This window comes from Streptomyces sp. CS113 (genome assembly GCF_002188365.1).
Taxonomy (GTDB): domain Bacteria; phylum Actinomycetota; class Actinomycetes; order Streptomycetales; family Streptomycetaceae; genus Streptomyces; species Streptomyces tendae.
Genome location: NZ_KZ195574.1, coordinates 2,757,235 through 2,775,122, shown reverse-complemented (window position 1 = coordinate 2,775,122; position 17,888 = coordinate 2,757,235). Strand labels below are relative to the sequence as shown.

The window sequence follows — 17,888 nt, the reverse complement described above, 5'->3', positions numbered from 1 at the left end:
AGGCCCGGGCCCTCACCCCGCCCGCAGCAGCAGCACCGTCCGGGCCGCGACCGTGATCGGCGCCCCCGCCGGATGCACCGCGCCCGGTGCCTCGTCCTGCTCCTCCCGGCCGGTGTCGACGACCACCTCGTACCGCTCCGCCCACGGGGCGCCCGGCAGGACGAAGCCGGCCGGCTCCTCGCCCGCGTGCAGGACGGCCAGGAAGCTGTCGTCGGTGATCGGGTCGCCGCGCTCGTCGCGGCCGGGGATGTCCCGCCCGGACAGGTACATGCCCAGCGTGGCGGCGGGGGCGTACCAGTCCCGCTCCGTCATCTCGGTGCCGCCCGCGGTGAACCAGGCCAGGTCGCGCAGGCCGTCCGCGGAGTGCGGCCGACCGGAGAAGAAGGCACGGCGGCGCAGCACCGGGTGGCGGTGGCGCAGGGCGATCAGCCGGGAGGCCAGCGCGAACAGGGGGGCCCACTGCGGGTCCTCCCGCAGGCTCCAGTCCACCCAGCTCGTCTCGTTGTCCTGGCAGTAGGCGTTGTTGCTGCCGCGCTGGGTGCGGCCCATCTCGTCGCCCGCGACCAGCATCGGCACCCCGGTCGACAGCAGCAGTGTGGTCAGCAGGTTGCGCAGCTGGCGCCGCCGCAGCGCGCGCACCTCCGCGTCGTCCGTCTCGCCCTCCGCGCCGCAGTTCCAGGACCGGTTGTCGTCCGTGCCGTCCCGGTTGCCCTCGCCGTTGGCCTCGTTGTGCTTGCGGTCGTACGACACGAGGTCCCGCAGCGTGAAGCCGTCGTGCGCGGTGACGAAGTTGACCGAGGCGTACGGCCGCCGCCCGCCCCACGCGTACAGGTCGCTGGAGCCCGACAGGCGGTATCCCATCTCCCGTACGTCCGGCAGCGCGTGCCGCCAGAAGTCCCGCACCGCGTCGCGGTAGCGGTCGTTCCACTCGGTCCACAACGGCGGGAAGGCACCCACCTGGTAGCCGCCCGAGCCCACGTCCCACGGCTCGGCGATCAGCTTCACCCGGCGCAGCACCGGGTCCTGCCCGATCACCGCGAGGAAGGGGGAGAGCATGTCGACGTCGTGCATCGAGCGGGCCAGCGCCGCCGCCAGGTCGAAGCGGAAGCCGTCCACGCCCATCTCGGTGACCCAGTAGCGCAGCGAGTCGGTGATCAGGCGCAGCACGTGCGGCTGGACCACGTGCAGGGTGTTGCCGCAGCCGGTGTAGTCGGCGTACCGGCGGGCGTCGGGCTGGAGGCGGTAGTAGCCGCGGTTGTCGATGCCCTTCAGGGAGAGCGTCGGGCCCAGCTCGCCCGCCTCCGCCGTGTGGTTGTAGACCACGTCGAGGATCACCTCGATGCCGGCCGCGTGCAGCGCGCGCACCATCCGCTTGAACTCGCCCACCTGTTCACCGGTGGTGCCGGAGGCGGCGTAGGCGGCGTGCGGCGCGAAGTAGCCGACCGAGTTGTAGCCCCAGTAGTTCCTCAGCCCGCGCTCCAGCAGATGGCTCTCGTGCGCGAACTGGTGCACCGGCAGCAGCTCCACCGCCGTCACGCCCAGCCGCGTCAGGTGCTCGATCGCCGCCGGGTGCGCGAGCCCCGCGTAGGTGCCGCGCAGCTCGGGCGGGATGTCCGGATGGAGCTTGGTGAAGCCGCGCACGTGCAGCTCGTAGATGACCGAGTCCGCCCACGGCGTCTTGGGCCGCCGGTCGTACGTCCATTCGTCGTCGGTGGCGTCGTCGTGGACCACGACGCCCTTGGGGACGTACGGCGCCGAGTCGCGGTCGTCGCGCACGGTGTCCGCGACCCGCTGCTCCGGCCAGTCGCGCACGTGCCCGTACACCTCGGGCGGCAGCGCGCCGTAATCGTTGCCCTCGGCGCCGTCCACGGCGCGGGCGTACGGGTCGAGGAGCAACTTCGCCGGGTTCCAGCGGGCGCCGGTCCACGGGTCCCAGCGGCCGTGCACCCGATAGCCGTAGCGCTGCCCCGGACGGACGCCCGGTACGAAGCCGTGCCAGATCTCGTGCGTCAGCTCGGTCAGCCGCACCCGGCTCTCCCGCGCACCGGGACCCGGCCCGTCGAACAGGCACAGCTCCACCGCCTCCGCCCCGCCCGCCCACAGCGCGAAGTTGGTCCCCGCCACCTGGTCGGCGCCGGTCCGGAACCGGGCGCCCAGCGGCACCGGCGTGCCCGGCCGGGCCGGCACGGCGGACGGCGGCGCGGTGCGGCGCGCGCCGTTGACCACGCCGGCGGGGAGTCCGTCCGCGGCGGCCCGCCCCTTCGCGAGGCCCCGCCCGTCCGCGGCGGCCCGCTCCCCGGGCACCGCCTCCTGCTCGGCTGCGCTGGACACCTGTCAGCCTCCCACGGCTCGTGGAATGACGTCCGGCAGGAGGGCGTGCGGCGTCCCGGCCGCTGCTCCCCGTCGCGTCGTCCTCCCCACAGTTCTGCCCACCGGGTGGCTCGCACTCACGTTTCCCCAGGGCCGACCGGTCGTTACGGGTGGATGTGAGGCACGTACACGGGCGCGCACGGCGCGCGGGCGCCGCTCTGGCCGCCCTACTGACATGGGCAGGACTGCTGGCCGGGGCCGCCGGATGCACCTCGGACGGCGGCGGCATCGGCTCCGGCATCGGCGAGATGTTCGGCAAGCGACCCGCCGCCGAGGACGTCATCCGCGTCACCCCGGACGACGGCAGCAAGGCCGTCAAGCCGGACGGGAAGCTGTCGGTGCGGGTGCCCGACGGACGCCTGGAGTCGGTGCGGGTCGTCAGGTCGCAGGACGCGCAGGAGACCCCGGTGCCCGGCCGGATCTCCGAGGACGGCCTGAGCTGGCGGCCCGATGACGACCGGCTCGCCCTCGCCGCCAAGTACACCGTCGACGCCGTCGCCCTGGACGGCGGCGGACACCGCTCGGCCCGGCACACCACGTTCACCACCGAGGTCCCCGAGGAACGCTTCATCGCCTACGTCGCCCCCGAGCACCGCTCGGTCGTCGGCACCGGCATGATCGTCTCGCTGGAGTTCAACCGCGAGCTCACCGACCGCGCCGCCGTCGAACGCGCCGTCACCGTCACCGCGGAGCCCGCCACCGAGATCCGCCCCCACTGGTTCGGCAAGGACCGCCTGGACTTCCGGCCCAAGGAGTACTGGAAGCCCGGCACCGAGGTCACCGTCGACCTGGACCTGCGCGACGTCGAGGGCGCCAAGGGGGTCTACGGGCTCCAGCACAAGAAGGTCTCCTTCACCGTCGGCCGCAGCCAGGTCTCCCGCGTCGACGCCGTCGAGCGGACCATGGAGGTGCGCCGCGACGGCACCCTGCTGGCCACCGTGCCGATCACCGCGGGGGCGCCGACGACCCCCACCTACAACGGCCGGATGGTGATCACCGAGATGCTCGAGGTCACCCGCATGAACAGCCGCACGGTCGGCTTCGGCGGCGAGTACGACATCCCCGACGTCCCGCACGCCATCCGCCTGACCAGCTCCGGCACCTTCCTGCACGGCAACTACTGGGCGCCCGCCGACACCTTCGGCCGGGCCAACGTCAGCCACGGCTGCGTCGGACTGCGCGACGACAAGGGCGGCGGCTCCGACACCCCGGCGGGCTGGTTCTTCGACCGCAGCCTCGTCGGCGACGTCGTCGAGGTGGTCCGCAGCAAGGACAAGACCGTGGCCCCCGACAACGGCCTGGGTGGCTGGAACATGAAGTGGAAGCAATGGAAGGCGGGCAGCGCGGTGAAGTGACCCGGCCGCGTCGCGCGGCCCCCTCCCGCCAACTCGGTACGGAACGGTGACAATTCACCTGTCCCGCAACCCCCTGGCCTGCGGTTACGATGCGCCGGTGCGCGCGGGCGCACAGGGGTGCGGGCCGGACCGGGCCCGGCGAGGGGAGACAAGGGTGAACGTGCGTCCGATAGCGGGGGCGGTACTCGGGCTGCTGATGCTGACCGTCACCGCGTGCGGTGGCAGCGGTTCGGGCTCGGGGGCCGGGGACGGCAACGGGGAGAAGGCCAAGGACGCCACCGCGGCACAGAGCAAGCAGTCCGAGGCCGTGGTCACCATCGCCCCCGCCAACGGGGCCAAGGCCGTCGACACCAGCGGCGCCCTGAAGGTCGGCGCCGCGAAGGGCAGGCTCACCGAGGTCGTCGTCAAGGACGGCAAGGGCGCGAAGGTCGACGGGAAGATATCCGGGGACGGCGCCACCTGGACGCCGTCCACCCACCTGGCCGCCGCCACCACCTACAGCGTGCACGCGGTCGCCAAGGACTCCGAGGGCCGCACCGCCGCCGAGGACTCCCGCTTCACCACCCTGACCCCGAAGAACACCTTCGTCGGCACCTTCACGCCGGAGGACGGCTCGAAGGTCGGCGTGGGCATGCCGTTCTCGATCCGCTTCACCCGGGGCATCACCAACCCGGAGGACGTCGAGAAGGCCATCACCGTCAAGACCGAGCCGGCCGTCGAGGTCGAGGGCCACTGGTTCGGCAACGACCGCCTCGACTTCCGCCCCGAGAAGTACTGGAAGGCCGGCACCAAGGTCACCGTCGACCTCAACCTCGACGGCGTCGAGGGCCGCGACGACGTCTACGGCGAGCAGGCCAAGACCGTCTCCTTCACCGTCGGCCGCAGCCAGGTCTCCGTCGTGGACGCCAAGAAGCACACGATGAAGGTCGTGCGGGACGGCAAGACCGTCAAGACCATCCCCGTCACCACCGGCGCGCCCGGCTACGAGACCTGGAACGGCCAGATGGTCATCACCGAGCGGCTTGCGGTGACCCGCATGAACGGCGAGACCGTCGGCTACGGCGGCGAGTACGACATCAAGGACGTCCCGCACGCCATGCGCCTGTCCACCTCCGGCACCTTCATCCACGGCAACTACTGGGGCGGCGACGCCTTCGGCAACCGCAACGCCAGCCACGGCTGCATCGGCCTGCGCGACGTGCGCGGCGGCTGGGACGAAGGGGCGCCGGCCCGCTGGTTCTTCGAGAACTCGATCATCGGCGACGTGGTCGTGGTCAAGAACTCCGAGGACGCCACCATCGCCCCCGACAACGGCCTCAACGGCTGGAACATGTCCTGGGAGAAGTGGAAGGCCTGAGGGGAAGGCGCGGGGGCGACTGCCACGGCGAGTGAACGCCCGCTAACCTGCGGAGCATGACCGTACATCTCGAAGTCGCGGACGGCGTCGGTACACTGCGCCTGGACCGCCCGCCCATGAACGCGCTGGACGTCGCCACCCAGGACCGTTTGAAGGAGCTGGCCGAGGAGGTCACCCGGCGCGAGGACGTGCGCGCCGTGGTGATCCACGGCGGCGAGAAGGTGTTCGCGGCGGGCGCGGACATCAAGGAGATGCAGGTGATGGACCACGCGGCGATGATCGCGCGGTCCCGCGCCCTGCAAGACTCCTTCACCGCGGTGGCCCGCATCCCCAAGCCGGTGGTCGCGGCCGTCACCGGCTACGCGCTGGGCGGCGGCTGCGAACTCGCCCTCTGCGCCGACTTCCGCATCGCGGGGGAGAACGCCAAGCTGGGCCAGCCCGAGATCCTGCTCGGGCTGATCCCCGGCGCGGGCGGCACCCAGCGGCTGTCCCGGCTCGTCGGCCCCTCCAAGGCCAAGGACCTGATCTTCACCGGCCGCCAGGTGAAGGCCGACGAGGCGCTCGCGCTCGGCCTGGTGGACCGGGTGGTCCCGGCCGCCGAGGTCTACGAGCAGGCGCACGCCTGGGCCGCACGGCTCGCCAAGGGCCCCGCCATCGCCCTGCGCGCGGCGAAGGAGGCGATCGACACGGGTCTGGAGACGGACATCGAGACCGGCCTCGCCGTCGAGCGCAACTGGTTCGCGGGCCTGTTCGCCACCGAGGACCGCGAGCGCGGGATGCGCAGCTTCGTGGAAGAGGGCCCCGGCAAGGCGAAGTTCCTCTGACACCTGCCGCACGGGACGCATGTCGCACCCGAAGTCGGCGTCTCCCTCTTGCAATTGACGCGTTGTCTGATCCGGGTCCCTCGATGGGGCGGTTTATGGCAGCCTTAACGCACCATTAAGCGCGCCTTGTCGAGGGAGTCCGTCGCTTGTCTCCGGCCGAGCCGTTCGCCCAGGTCAGTGGGGCTGTTTCCGGTCCCGAACTGCCTGCGGCATATGCCGATGGACCGTCGCCCGGCCCGGCGGCCACGGGGGCGTATTCCCCGGGAACGGCCCCGGAGGCCCCCGAGGGCGGCCATGATGGGGGCATGGCGGGGCTGGATGGTACGGAACTGCCGCGGGGAGCCGGACGTGCGACCGCGGCGCGCTGGTCGCCGGCGGTCGAGGACGAGCGCGCACTCAAGGCGCTGGAGCTGTTCGGCAACCCTACGGAGCGCGAGGTTCCGTTACCCTCCCGTCCCGAGTCCGCCGCCACCGCCCGCCGCCTGGCCCAGGTCGTCGCCCTGCGCCAGTGGCAACTGGGCCCCAAGGTCACGGAGGACGCCGTCCTGCTCGTCTCCGAGCTGGTCGGCAACGCCGTACGCCACACCGGCGCCCGGGTCTTCGGCCTCCACATGCGCCGCCGCCCCGGCTGGATCCGGGTCGAGGTCCGCGACCCCTCCCGCGGGCTGCCCTGTCTGATGCCGGTGCAGGAGACGGACATCAGCGGGCGCGGCCTCTTCCTCGTCGACAAGCTCTCCGACCGGTGGGGCGTGGACCTGCTGCCGCGCGGGAAGACCACCTGGTTCGAGATGCGGGTCGTGGACCGCTGAGCGTCCATCTGCCGCTGGAGGCAAGCCGGTTCGCCGGACACGCCACCTAAGGGTGAGAATCCGGAACGCTCCCCTCCATAACCGGGATCGTATCCGCATGATCACCACTCGTCTGCGCCGGCGGACCGCCGCCGCCGTCCTGTCGCTCTCCGCGGTCCTCGCCACCACCGCCGCCACCGCCCCCGGAGCCGCCCCGGCCCCGGCGGCCGCCCCCGCCAAAGCCGCCCCGGCCTGCCCCCAGTTCGACGACAAGACCAAGGCCGCCGCCGACCGCGGCGTCGACGTCGACCGCATCACCCCCGAGCCGGTCTGGCGCACCACCTGCGGCACCCTCTACCGCAGCGACAGCCGCGGCCCGCAGGTCGTCTTCGAGGAGGGCTTCCACGCCAAGGACGTCCAGAACGGCCAGTACGACGTCGAGAAGTACGTCCTGGTCAACCAGCCCTCGCCGTACGTCTCGACCAGCTACGACCACGACCTCTACAAGACCTGGTACAAGTCCGGCTACAACTACTACATCGACGCCCCCGGCGGCATCGACGTCAACAAGACCATCGGCGACACCCACAAGTGGGCCGACCAGGTCGAGGTCGCCTTCCCCGGCGGCATCCAGCGGAAGTACATCATCGGCGTCTGCCCGGTCGACCGGCAGACCAAGACCGAGATCATGAGCGACTGCGAGAGCAACCCGCACTACCAGCCCTGGCACTGACCCCGACCGCCCCGGCTCAGGGGCGCAGGAACAGCGCCTCCGACCCCACCGGCCGGTAACCCGCCGCCTGGAACGCCCGCAGACTGCGGGCGTTCCCCGCCGAAACCTGCGCCCACACCACCTCACCCCCGGCCAGCTGCCGCGCCGCCGTCACCAGCCGCCGCCCCAGCCCCCGGTGCCGGGCGCCCTCCGCCACCTCCACGGCCACCTCCAGCCGCCCGCCGACCCCGCGGCCCAGCACCAGCACCCCGCCGTCCGCCGACCACACCCGCACCCCGTCGCGCCGCCGCCGGGCCGCGACCACGCGGGGATGCCCCGGATCGGCGACCTCCGTCAGCGCGACCTCCGGGCACCCCGGGAGTGGGGCACCGGTCAGCAGCACGTCGATCGTGTCCGTCGCACGTCCCGTGCGCTGCGCGAACGCCGTCAGGAACCGGGCGCGCATCGTCGCGGCTGGGGGTCCCCCCTCTGGGGGAGGGTCGCACTCCAGCGACGCCAGGGTCTTGCGCACCCACCCCTCGTCCTCGTCGGTGAAGACCACCGAGTGCGCCGTGAAGGCGATGACCCCCGCGTCCCGGCCGCCGGGCTGCGGCACGACGCTCGTCCCGCCGTCCGCCGGGGGGAACACCCCCCGCGCCGCCGCGTCCAGAATCTCCCGCAGGCTCTCCGCCACACCGCGCTCCTCGAGTCTCCACCCACTGGAAGGCACACACTCCCAGACGTGACCGACGACGGCACCGACCCCATGACCATCGGCGAACCGGCCGCCATCGGCGATCGTGCACGGCCTGAGCCGCCCTCCGCCCACGAGGAGCAGTTCAGGTGGGTGGTCGCCGCACTGGGCGCTCGGCCGGCCGGTTAATCTGACCTGCGTCAGATGGACCCAATGCACGCAACGAGGGGCGGACCGGTGGCCGACATCGAGGAAGCACGCAAGCAGTTCGAGCGGATCGACACGGACGGTGACGGCCTCATCACCGCGGCCGAGTTCAAGACCGCGCTCGCCCAGGGCGGCGACTGGAACGTCACCGAGTCGGTGGCCGAGGCGGTCATCGCCGGCCGCGACCTCGACGGCGACAAGCAGCTGTCGTTCGACGAGTTCTGGGCCCACCTGAACAAGTGACGGCACGGTGAAGGGGCGCCCGCCGGTCACCCGGGACGGGCGCCTTCTTCGTGCGTCGTGGCTATGGCGTTACACGTGTTCGGATCTCTCGTTACTCCGGTGAAGAGCCGATTGAGTGCGAGTGGGTGGGGACCGATGCAGGTGTGTCGTGCTGAGGGGGACGGGTGGGCATGTGGTCGGTCCTCTGTCCGATATCCGCTGACGCAGGGCTTGTGCAAGACGCACTATGCGCAGCTTCGAAGGCGCGGCATCATGGCGCCGATCAACCTTCAGCGGGCCTCGGCGGAAAGTCGAACATGCGACTTCCGTGGGTGCGAGAGGGCGGTGTCCGCCAGGCGACTCTGCAGCGGGCACTATCAGCAACAGCGGAGCGGGCAACCGCTTGCGCCGTTGAAGAAGAAGAGGTGAAACGGGGCCATTCGGGAGATGGTCCAACTCGGAGCCATCCAGTGTCTCCACTGTCGCCAGTGCAAACCGCTGTCAGAGTTCTCGAAGCTCAATGTCTCAGGTGACCCACGACCGTATTGCAAGCCGTGCAACGCGGAACGTGTTCGCCTGCGGCACTACAACGTGACCAGGGAGTTCGTTGAGCAACTACTTCTGATCCAGGAGGGGAAGTGTGCCATCTGTGGCGATCCGGCGCCGGCTGAAGTGACGATGCACATCGATCACGACCATGCGTGTTGCCCTGTCGGGCGCAGTTGTGGCGCCTGCGTACGGGGCTTGCTCTGCAACCGATGCAACTATCACGGACTGGGCTGGTACGAGGCCCTGCCGCCCCAGCTCCGCACGTTCGGCTTGCTGAATAGTTACTTGTCACTTCCCCCGGCGAGGCGGCTGCGGATGGAAGTGACGCCACCCGCAGCTGCATAGGTGCATCAAGCGCCTTCGGCCCATGCCTTGAGGGTCGACTTGCTCTCGAAGGCGGCGACATTCTGGTCCAGCGGGTCGTCCGTGTACTGGTGGAAGCGCCACTTGGCCTGGATGCGCGGCTTGCCGGCCGAGACGTAGTCGGCGATCCACAGGCCATCGCCCGCATACGACGTGGTGTCCACGGTCAGCCAGTAGTTTCTGTTCGCATAGAGAATGACCCGGTTGTCCGGCCGCAGCGTCTTCAGCTTGCGAATGAAGCTGTCCTTCTCGGCGTTGCTTGCATGGGTGCCCTCTCCTGTCGTCTCCCAGTCGACGGCGAGGATGTCGCCCTTGCGGTCGGGGGCCTTGGAGACGAAGTACTCGGCCTGGGCGGTGAGGTTGCCCGGCCACAGGAAGTGGTAGAAGCCGACGACGAGTCCGGCGTCGCGGGCCCGCTCGGTCTGGGCCGCGAGTTTGGGGTTGACGTACGAACGGCCCTCCGTCGCCTTCACGAAGACGAAGGAGAGGCCGTCCGTGTCGTAGCTGGAGGACTGGTACGCGCTGACGTCGATGCCACGCAGCATGGGGCCTCCCTGAAAGGCTGTGGGGGGACGGGAGTTGGTTATTCCCCACGATGGCACGGGTGATCCGCGTCGGAGGCGGAAACGTCGACTTCCCTTCGCACGGGCGCCATTGACGCGCGTAGCACGGTGCCGCACGCTGGGCTCCGGTTCACGGACGACTCGACGGTCGGGAGGCCGGGATGTTCAGACGCGTGTCACGTCTCCTTCTCTCATTTGTCATGCTCATGGCTGGCGCGGTGGTCGGGGTGGGCGCCACCGCCGGCGCCGCGCACGCCGACTCCTGCTACACCTGGAACCGCACCCTGTCCCAGGGGTCCTCCGGCAGCGACGTGACGCAGCTCCAGATCCGCGTCGCGGGCTGGGTCACCTCCGGCGAACGGCTCTCCTACGACGGCCAGTACGGCGCCCGGACCGCCGCCGCGGTCAAGAAGTTCCAGGCCGCCTACGGCCTGGGCGCGGACGGCGTCGCCGGCCCGGCGACCTTCAGCAAGATCTACGCGCTCCAGGACGCGGACTGCACGCCCGTCCACTTCACCTACGCGGAACTCAACAAGTGCAACTCGGACTGGTCGGGCGGCGCGGTCTCCGCCGCCACCGCCAAGGCCAACGCGCTGAAGACCATGTGGAAGCTGGAGGCGATGCGGCACGCCCTCGGCGACGTGCCGATCACGATCTCCAGCGGTTTCCGCTCCCGCGCCTGCAACAGCGCGGTCGGCGGTTCGGCCACCAGCCGCCACCTCTACGGCGACGCCGCCGACCTCACCGGCTCGCCCAGCTTCTGCCGGCTCGCCCAGCAGTCCAGGACCCACGGCTTCTCGGAGATCCTCGGCCCGGGCTACCCCGGCCACAACGACCACACCCACGTGGCCTTCGACCCGTCGCCGTACTGGTCGGCCCCCAACTGCGGCATCTGAGCCGCCGGTGACCGTACGCCGGGCTCACAGGCGCCCGGCGTACGGCGCGGGCGGGGATCAAGGGGCGGACCCGGAGGCTCAGGAGGCGACCGCGCCCGCCCGGGGGCTCTCCCGGTCGTCCTCGGCGGAGCCGGGCTCGCCCTCGTCCAGGGAGACGTCCTTGGTCTCCTTGCCGAGCAGCAGGGCGGTCAGCGTCAGCACGGCCATCGCGGAGAGGTAGACGCCGACCAGCCACGGCGACCCGTCACCGGCCTCCCACAGCGCCACCGCTATGAACGGGGCGACGGCCGCGCCGAGGATCGAGCTGACGTTGTACGAGATACCGGATCCGGTGTAGCGCACACTCGTCGGGAACAGCTCCGGCAGCAGCGCGCCCATCGGGCCGAAGGTCATGCCCATCAGCGTGAAGCCGAGCACCAGCCACAGCACCACACCGAGCGTGCCCAGGCCGATCAGCGGCACCCAGACCAGGCCGAAGACCACGATCGCGGCGGTGATCCAGACCAGGGTGGTGCGGCGCCCGTACTTGTCGGCGAGCGGGCCGGAGACCAGGGTGAACACGGCGAAGAACAGCACGCCGAAGATCATCATCAGGACGAACGTGGTGTAGCTGTACCCGAGCCCCGGCACGTCGGCGTCCTTCGCGGCACGGCCGTAGCTGAGCGAGAACGTGGTCATCAGGTAGAAGAGCACGTACGTCGCCAGCATGATGAAGGTGCCGAGGACCAGTTGCCTCCAGTGGCCCTGGACCACGGTGGCCAGCGGGAGCTTGTGCACCTGGCCGGCCTCCCGGGTCTTGGCGAACACCGCCGACTCCACGAGCCGCGAGCGCACCCACAGGCCGATCGCGACCATCACGGCGGAGAACAGGAACGGGATGCGCCAGCCCCAGCTCGCGAAGGCCTCGGACGGCTGCGTGGGGTCGGCGCCGGCGTCGGAGGGCAGCAGCGCCCCGATGATCAGGAACAGGCCGTTGCCGATGATGAAGCCGAGCGGGGCGCCCAGCTGCGGGAAGGTCCCGTACAGGGCGCGCTTGCCGCGGGGCGCGTTCTCGGTCGCGACCAGCGCGGCCCCGCTCCACTCGCCGCCGAGCGCGAAGCCCTGCGCGAGCCGCATCAGCACGAGCAGCGCGGTGGCGAGCCAGCCGGCCTGCGCGTAGGTCGGCAGGGCGCCGATGAGGAAGGTGGCGACGCCCATGGTGAGCAGCGAGACGACCAGCGTCTTCTTGCGGCCGAGCCGGTCACCGAGGTGTCCGAAGAAGACGGCGCCGATCGGCCGGGCGACCATCGCGGCGCCGAAGACCGCGAACGACGACAGCAGTGCCGTGGTGGGGTCGCTGCTCGGGAAGAAGAGCTTCGGGAAGACGAGGACGGCCGCGGTCGCGTAGATGTAGAAGTCGTAGAACTCGATCGTCGTGCCCATGAGGCTGGCGACGAGAACCCGCGACCGGGGGTTGACGGGTGTCTGGGCTGCTGGGCCGGAGGCCGGTGCGGGCATGGCTCGGTCTTTCACGTGCGAAACATGGGCCCTGCAACGATCTCAGCCGTCTTGTTTTTCGGAAAGCGGATGTCACGATGTGAGACGCCCGCCTCCTTCCTCCTCCCGGCCGCACAGGCGCCGGCGGCCCGGAACGGTGCGAAGCCGGCAAGGGGATGCCCGCCCGGCGGCTCGGAGAAATGGCGAAGCCGGGGGTCCGGGAAATGGGCGGCGGGATCCCGGCACTCCCGGCCGTATGCCAAAAGCTGAGCGATACTCAGCTTCATTCCCGCAACGTCCGGAAGCGGCGATTTTCCGCAAATCCTGTTTCGTTACTGCCGGTTAGCGACCTTCTACCGGGCAGTAGCTCCATCCGTCGTCGTATCGTGTGCTCCGGGGGCGAGTCGTCGAATTCCGATGGCGACAGGGACACCGCTGCCACCCGTCCGCTGTCTACGGGGATCAAGGGGAGCATGGAGAAGCGGCTGGAGTTCCGAATCCTGGGGCCACCAGAAGTACGCGTCGGTGATGTCCAGGTGCCGCTGGGCGGACCACGGCACCGAACGATTCTCACCCTTTTGCTCCTGACCCCGGGCCGGGTCGTCCCGGTCGACGCGCTGATCGAGTCGGTGTGGAACGAGCGCCCGCCCGCCACGGCGCGCACCCAGATCTCCATCTGCATCGCGGCATTGCGCAAGGCGTTCAAGAACGCGGGCTGTGCCGAGGAGGTCATCGTCACGGTCCACCCCGGGTACCTCCTGCGGATGGGCCGTCACACCCTGGACATGGCCGAGTTCACCGAGCTGATCACCCTGGCCGAGGCGGCGGTGCGCGAGGACCGGCTGCCGGAGGCGTCCCGCGCCTACGCGGACGCACTGCGGCTGTGGCGCGGCCGTCCGCTCGTCGGCGTCGGCGGTCTGCGCGTGGAGGACGAGGCGCAGCGGCTGGAGGAGCTGCGCCTCAACGCCTTCGAGGACGCCACCGCCGTACGCCTGCAACTGGGCGACCATCAGCGGGTTCTGCCGGACCTCGCGGCGATGGTCCGGCGCCACCCGCTGCGCGAGCGCGCCCGCCACCAGCTGATCACCGCGCAGTACCGTTCCGGCCGGCGGGCCGAGGCGCTGGAGACCTTCCAGGAAGGGCGACGGGCGCTGCTGGAGGAGCTGGGCATCGAGCCCGGCCCCGCCCTGACCGAACTGCGCGACGCGATCCTTCAGGACGAGCGGTCGCTGGCGGTGCCCGACCCCGAGGACGACCAGGTGCCTCGGCCGAGCCCGGTCGGCGACCCGCTGGAACTCCCGCCCGGCGTGCCCAGGCTGGCCGGCCGGAAGGCGGAACTGGCCCTGCTGGGCGAGCTGCTGGACACCGGCGGCGGCACCCGCGGCCCGGCCACCGGACTGATCACCGGCGTCGCCGGAGTCGGCAAGACCGGACTCGCCATCCACTGGGCACACAGCGTCGCCGGCCTCTTTCCCGACGGCCAGCTCTTCGCCGACCTCCACGGCTACGACGAGCAGTTGGAGCCCACCACCGCCGACGAGGTCCTCAGCCGCTTCCTGCGGTCCCTGTCCGTGCCCGCGGGCCAGATACCCGCCGAGCCGGAGGAGCGGGCCGCGCTCTACCGGAGCCTGCTCGCCGACCGCCGGGTGCTCGTCGTACTGGACAACGTGCGCAGCTACGCCCAGGTGCGCCCGCTGCTGCCGAGCGGCGACGGCTGCTGTGTACTGGTCACCGGACGCGAGCAGCTGCCGGAGCTGGTGGCCTGGCCGCCGCGCGCCTGGGTGCGGCTCGGGCCGCTCTCCACCTACGAGGCGGTCGAGCTGCTGGGCGGCATCGTCGGCGAGGAGCGCGTCGCCGCCGAACCGGTCGCCGCCGCCACCCTCGCCGAGCTGTGCGACCTGCTGCCGCTGGCGCTGCGCATCGCCGGAGCCCGGCTCGCCTCGAAAGCCCACTGGACCGTCGAGCACCTGGTGCGCCGGCTCAGCGACGAGCGGATGAGGCTGGACGAACTGAGCCAGGGCGAGTCGCAGGTGCGGGCCAGCTTCGCGCTGACCTACCGGGGGCTGGCCGAACAGACCGCGCGCCTGTACCGAAGACTCGGTCTGCTGGACGTGCCGGACTTCTCCTCCTGGGTGGCCGCCGTCCTGCTCGACACCGACCTCTACACCGGGGAACGGCTCATAGAGGAGCTGGTCGACGCGCAGTTCCTCGACGTGATCGGCCAGGACCTGTCCGGGCACACGCGCTACCGGTTCCAGAACCTGCTGCGGCTGTTCGCGAGGGAACGCGCGCAGGAGGAGAGCGCCGAGGAGCGGCGCGCCGTGCTGGACCGGGTGTTCCGTACCTACCTGTTCCTGGCGGCCGACGCCCACCGGCGGTCCTTCGGCGGGGACTTCAGCATCATCCACGGCGCCTCGGTCCCGCACCGGCTGCCGCCGGAGGCGGCCGACCACCTGCTGGCCCGGCCGCTGGACTGGCTGGAGGCCGAGCGGCTCTCGCTGAGCGCGGTCGTCACCCGGGCGGCGGACGCCGGCATGGACGAGTTCGCCTGGGACCTCACCCTCTGCCTCCTTGTGCTCTTCGAGACCCGCAACTACCTCGACGACTGGCGCGAGTGCGCCGAGCGCTCCCTGACGGCGGCCCGCGCCGCGGGCAACGCGCGCGGCGAGGCCGCGATGCTGCACGCTCTCGGCGCGCTGGACATGCGTCAGCGGGACTTCACCACGGCGTACGGCCTGTTCACCCGGGCACGGGAGCTGCACAAACGGGCGGGGGAGGAACACGGCGGGGCCCTGGTGCTGCGGAACATGGCGATGATCGACGAGATGCGCGGCGAACTGGACACCGCCATGCGGTACAGCACCGAGGCGCTGGAGGTCTTCCGCACGGTCGGCGACCGCTCCTCGGAGGCCCACGTGCTGAACAACATGGCGCAGATCTGCCTGGACCGGGACGACATCGACGAGGCGCTGCGGCTGAGCGAGGAGTCGGTACGGGTCTCGGCCGCGATCGGCGAGGGCGGCGCCCGCAGCCTGGCACTGGGCACCCACCGGCTGGCCCGTGTGCACCTGGCCCGCCGGGAGTACGACCTCGCCGAGGAGGCCCTGCTCCGGGTCATCCACATCGTGCGGGGCCGGCTGGACATGCTGGGGCTGGCCCACGGGCTGCTGGCGCTCGGCGAGGCCCGGATGGGCGCCGGACGGTGGGAGCAGGCGCGGATCACGCTGCGGCAGGCGCTGGAGACGGCGACCCTGGTGGACAGCGCGCTCGTCGAGGGACGCATCAAACTCGCGCTCGGCACGGCCGGTCTGCAATGCGGCGATTTCCAGGAGGCGCGGCGCAATCTCCTCGGAGCATTGGCCAATTTCGAACGTATCGGTGTCGACGCGTGGACACGGAGGGCCCGGGCCGCGATCGCCGAACTGCCCGAGCAGAGAGGGCCCACGGGGAAACAGGGAGGATAATCCGTTCGATAACGAGGGGAAAACCGAGTGCATTAGCGTGTGCTCCAGGAATTCGACCGTCACTTTCGGTACATGGGGGGAATACAATGGACGTCCGCATCACTCACCGGCACGCCGCTTCGGCCACCGGCTCCGACGACGAGAGCTGGCACTGAGCCCACGGCAGCGGCCCCGCCCCGAGCAAGGCTCGGGGCGGGGCCGCTGCCGTGTCCGGCTCGTTTCACCGGCCGGCCGGCGACCTCGTACCGGTGTGGGGCGAGGCCGGCAGGCCGGCGGCGAAAAGCACCACCAGTTCGTGGAAGCGGTAGAAGGGCCGACCCATCAGGTCGACGCCGCACAGGTCGAGCAGCGCACCATCCACGAGTTGCTCCAGCCACTGTTCCGCGGTCGCTTCCGTCGTGCCCAGCACCCCGGCCGCCCGGTGCGCGGGAAAGGGCTCGGCGCCCATACCGGCCAGCCGTACCAGGGCCGACCGCGCGGGCGACGGCAGGGCGTGCAGCGACGTCAGCAGGGCCGCGCCGACGTCCATGCCGCCGTAGGAGAGTTCCCGCAGCCGGTTCTCCGGGGCCGCCATGCGCTGGGCGAGGCGGGCCACCGGCCAGAACGGGCGGGCGAGGAGACGGCTCCCGGCGATACGCAGCGCCAGCGGCAGCCCGCCGCAGTGGCCGAGCAGTTCCCGCGTGGCGTCGGGCTCCGCGGCCAGCCGGGCCCGGCCCGTGACGCCGGCCAGCAGCTCGAGGGAGGCGGGGGCACCGAGCGGCGCGAGTGCCGTGGTGCGGGCGCCGGTGACCTGGGTGAGTCTGGTCCGGCCGGTGATCAGCACCACGACGCCCTGGAGGCCCGCCAGCAACGGGTCGAGCAGCCGTCCCTCGGCCGCGTCGTCCAGCACCACCAGCAGTTGACGGCCCGCGGTACGGGCGCGGAGCAGCCGCACGAGGTCCTCGCACTGCCTGCGGTCGCCCTGCCCGCCCGCGTCCGGTGCAGGCGTGTCACTCTCCTCCAGCGGCTCCCCGAGGTCGCGCAGCAGCGCGGCGAGGACGTCGTCCGGCCGGCGGGGGCGGCCGTTCGCCTCCGACAGCTCGACCAGGAGCCGGCCGTCGGGAAAGTCCCCGGCCGCCGCGTGCGCGACGTGCACGGCCAGGGCGGTCTTGCCCACGCCGGCCATGCCGGTGATCAGGAGACGGCGCGGCCCCCGTCCGGTGACCGACTCCGCCAGCTGGGTGCGCAGCGTCCGGATCTCGGCCTCCCGGCCGGCGAGTTCCCCGGCGGACGGCGGCAGCGTGCAGGGGGCGACGGGAACGGCCGGCTCCTGACGCGCGGGCCGGGTGTCGCCGCCGGGGCCCGGCCCCCGGGTGCCCTTGAGGACGGCCGCGTAGGTCGCGCCGAGCGCCTCGCCGGGGTCGATGCCGAGCTGGTCGGCGAGGAGGCCGCGGCCCTCGTAGTAGCTCCGCAGGGCGTCGCTCTGCCGGCCACTGCGGTAGAGGGCGGTCATCAGCTGGGCCCGCAGCTTCTCGCGCAGCGGGTGCTGGGCGACCAGACCGGTGAGTTCGGCGGTGAGCTGCTCGTGCCGGCCCAGCGCGAGGTCGGCCTCGATGCGGTTCTCCAGGGTGTGCATCCGGGCCTCGTCCAGCTGCGGCAGCTCCGCGTCGGCGAGGTGCTCGGTGACGTTGGCGAGGGCGGGGCCGCGCCAGTGCCCGAGGGCCTCGGCGAGCAGCGCCCCCGCCTCCTGGTGGCGACGCTGCGCCAGCGCCGCCCGGCCGAGCCGGTCCAGCCGTTCGAACTCCAGCAGGTCCACGGCACTGTCGGGGGCCTGGAGCAGATAGCCGGGCGGTCTGCGCTCGATGCGCACCTCGTCGCCGAGGAGCTTGCGCAGCCGCGACATGTACGTGTAGATCTGGGCGCCGGACGTGGCCGGCGGTTCCCACCCCCACAGCAGGAAGTTGAGTCTGCTGTCCGACACGACGCGACCCTTCGCGAGCAGCAGGGCCGCCAGTACCGTGTGAACCTTGGATCCGGAGAGCGGAATGTGTAGTCCGCCCCTGTGTGCT

The 17,888-nt window shown here is 71.4% G+C and carries 16 protein-coding genes; 10 read left to right on the top strand and 6 right to left on the bottom strand.

Annotation, left to right across the window (positions count from 1 at the left end):
- Positions 1-12: 12 nt before the first annotated feature.
- Complete coding sequence (glgX, locus tag B9W62_RS11860) at positions 13-2,331, bottom strand: glycogen debranching protein GlgX (RefSeq protein ID WP_087807148.1); 2,319 nt, start codon at positions 2,329-2,331, stop codon at positions 13-15.
- Positions 2,332-2,486: 155 nt separating this feature from the next.
- On the opposite strand from glgX, the gene B9W62_RS11855 reads away from it, so the two are divergent.
- From B9W62_RS11855 to B9W62_RS11835, 5 genes are all read left to right on the top strand, one after another.
- Positions 2,487-3,725 (top strand): L,D-transpeptidase, encoded by a 1,239-nt coding sequence (locus B9W62_RS11855; RefSeq protein WP_087807147.1) that lies wholly within the window; start codon positions 2,487-2,489, stop codon positions 3,723-3,725.
- A 154-nt stretch (positions 3,726-3,879) separates the two neighbouring features.
- Positions 3,880-5,082 (top strand): L,D-transpeptidase, encoded by a 1,203-nt coding sequence (locus tag B9W62_RS11850; protein ID WP_087807146.1) that lies wholly within the window; start codon positions 3,880-3,882, stop codon positions 5,080-5,082.
- Positions 5,083-5,138: 56 nt separating this feature from the next.
- Positions 5,139-5,906, top strand: a complete 768-nt coding sequence (locus B9W62_RS11845) for an enoyl-CoA hydratase/isomerase family protein (protein WP_087807145.1) — start codon at positions 5,139-5,141, stop codon at positions 5,904-5,906.
- Between the two features lie 305 nt (positions 5,907-6,211).
- Positions 6,212-6,715 carry an ATP-binding protein gene (locus B9W62_RS11840; RefSeq protein ID WP_161378199.1) on the top strand — a complete coding sequence of 168 codons (504 nt, stop codon included), beginning with the start codon at positions 6,212-6,214 and terminating at the stop codon, positions 6,713-6,715.
- Positions 6,716-6,812: 97 nt separating this feature from the next.
- Positions 6,813-7,427 (top strand): ADP-ribosyltransferase, encoded by a 615-nt coding sequence (locus B9W62_RS11835; RefSeq protein ID WP_087807143.1) that lies wholly within the window; start codon positions 6,813-6,815, stop codon positions 7,425-7,427.
- Between the two features lie 16 nt (positions 7,428-7,443).
- Here the strand turns inward: B9W62_RS11835 and B9W62_RS11830 are convergent, their stop codons facing one another.
- Entirely contained in the window at positions 7,444-8,100 is a 657-nt protein-coding gene (locus B9W62_RS11830) for a GNAT family N-acetyltransferase (protein ID WP_087807142.1), read from the bottom strand.
- A 48-nt stretch (positions 8,101-8,148) separates the two neighbouring features.
- Between B9W62_RS11830 and B9W62_RS40685 the strand changes: the two genes are divergently transcribed.
- From B9W62_RS40685 to B9W62_RS41210, 3 genes are all read left to right on the top strand, one after another.
- On the top strand, positions 8,149-8,289 hold the full coding sequence (locus tag B9W62_RS40685) for a hypothetical protein (protein ID WP_256976283.1): 141 nt from the start codon (positions 8,149-8,151) through the stop codon (positions 8,287-8,289).
- A 48-nt stretch (positions 8,290-8,337) separates the two neighbouring features.
- Positions 8,338-8,550: an EF-hand domain-containing protein gene (locus B9W62_RS11825; RefSeq protein ID WP_087807141.1), complete on the top strand. Its 213-nt coding sequence runs from the start codon at positions 8,338-8,340 to the stop codon at positions 8,548-8,550.
- A 426-nt stretch (positions 8,551-8,976) separates the two neighbouring features.
- Complete coding sequence (locus B9W62_RS41210) at positions 8,977-9,423, top strand: endonuclease domain-containing protein (RefSeq protein WP_087807140.1); 447 nt, start codon at positions 8,977-8,979, stop codon at positions 9,421-9,423.
- A gap of 5 nt (positions 9,424-9,428) precedes the next feature.
- On the opposite strand, the gene B9W62_RS11815 is transcribed toward B9W62_RS41210, so the two are convergent.
- Entirely contained in the window at positions 9,429-9,986 is a 558-nt protein-coding gene (locus B9W62_RS11815) for a glycoside hydrolase family 25 protein (RefSeq protein ID WP_087807139.1), read from the bottom strand.
- A gap of 179 nt (positions 9,987-10,165) precedes the next feature.
- On the opposite strand from B9W62_RS11815, the gene B9W62_RS11810 reads away from it, so the two are divergent.
- Complete coding sequence (locus B9W62_RS11810) at positions 10,166-10,900, top strand: D-Ala-D-Ala carboxypeptidase family metallohydrolase (RefSeq protein WP_087807138.1); 735 nt, start codon at positions 10,166-10,168, stop codon at positions 10,898-10,900.
- 78 nt (positions 10,901-10,978) lie between these two features.
- On the opposite strand, the gene B9W62_RS11805 is transcribed toward B9W62_RS11810, so the two are convergent.
- Positions 10,979-12,397, bottom strand: a complete 1,419-nt coding sequence (locus tag B9W62_RS11805; RefSeq protein WP_087807137.1) for an MFS transporter — start codon at positions 12,395-12,397, stop codon at positions 10,979-10,981.
- An 11-nt stretch (positions 12,398-12,408) separates the two neighbouring features.
- Complete coding sequence (locus tag B9W62_RS39930) at positions 12,409-12,663, bottom strand: hypothetical protein (RefSeq protein WP_143665459.1); 255 nt, start codon at positions 12,661-12,663, stop codon at positions 12,409-12,411.
- Between the two features lie 186 nt (positions 12,664-12,849).
- On the opposite strand from B9W62_RS39930, the gene B9W62_RS11800 reads away from it, so the two are divergent.
- The gene (locus B9W62_RS11800; protein ID WP_087807136.1) at positions 12,850-15,840 is read left to right on the top strand and encodes an AfsR/SARP family transcriptional regulator; all 2,991 of its coding nucleotides are present in this window, start codon (positions 12,850-12,852) and stop codon (positions 15,838-15,840) included.
- Between the two features lie 220 nt (positions 15,841-16,060).
- On the opposite strand, the gene B9W62_RS11795 is transcribed toward B9W62_RS11800, so the two are convergent.
- Entirely contained in the window at positions 16,061-17,800 is a 1,740-nt protein-coding gene (locus B9W62_RS11795; protein WP_373433681.1) for an AfsR/SARP family transcriptional regulator, read from the bottom strand.
- Between the last annotated feature and the right edge of the window lie 88 nt (positions 17,801-17,888).

Excerpts from the sequence above, each read along its gene's own strand:
- B9W62_RS11845 (WP_087807145.1), top strand. The coding sequence starts at position 5,139 with ATGACCGTACATCTCGAAGTCGCGGACGGCGTCGGTACACTGCGCCTG.
- B9W62_RS11840 (WP_161378199.1), top strand. The coding sequence starts at position 6,212 with ATGGCGGGGCTGGATGGTACGGAACTGCCGCGGGGAGCCGGACGTGCG.
- B9W62_RS11835 (WP_087807143.1), top strand. The coding sequence starts at position 6,813 with ATGATCACCACTCGTCTGCGCCGGCGGACCGCCGCCGCCGTCCTGTCG.
- B9W62_RS41210 (WP_087807140.1), top strand. The coding sequence starts at position 8,977 with ATGGTCCAACTCGGAGCCATCCAGTGTCTCCACTGTCGCCAGTGCAAA.
- B9W62_RS11815 (WP_087807139.1), bottom strand. The coding sequence starts at position 9,986 with ATGCTGCGTGGCATCGACGTCAGCGCGTACCAGTCCTCCAGCTACGAC.
- B9W62_RS11810 (WP_087807138.1), top strand. The coding sequence starts at position 10,166 with ATGTTCAGACGCGTGTCACGTCTCCTTCTCTCATTTGTCATGCTCATG.
- B9W62_RS11805 (WP_087807137.1), bottom strand. The coding sequence starts at position 12,397 with ATGCCCGCACCGGCCTCCGGCCCAGCAGCCCAGACACCCGTCAACCCC.
- B9W62_RS39930 (WP_143665459.1), bottom strand. The coding sequence starts at position 12,663 with ATGAAGCTGAGTATCGCTCAGCTTTTGGCATACGGCCGGGAGTGCCGG.
- B9W62_RS11800 (WP_087807136.1), top strand. The coding sequence starts at position 12,850 with ATGGAGAAGCGGCTGGAGTTCCGAATCCTGGGGCCACCAGAAGTACGC.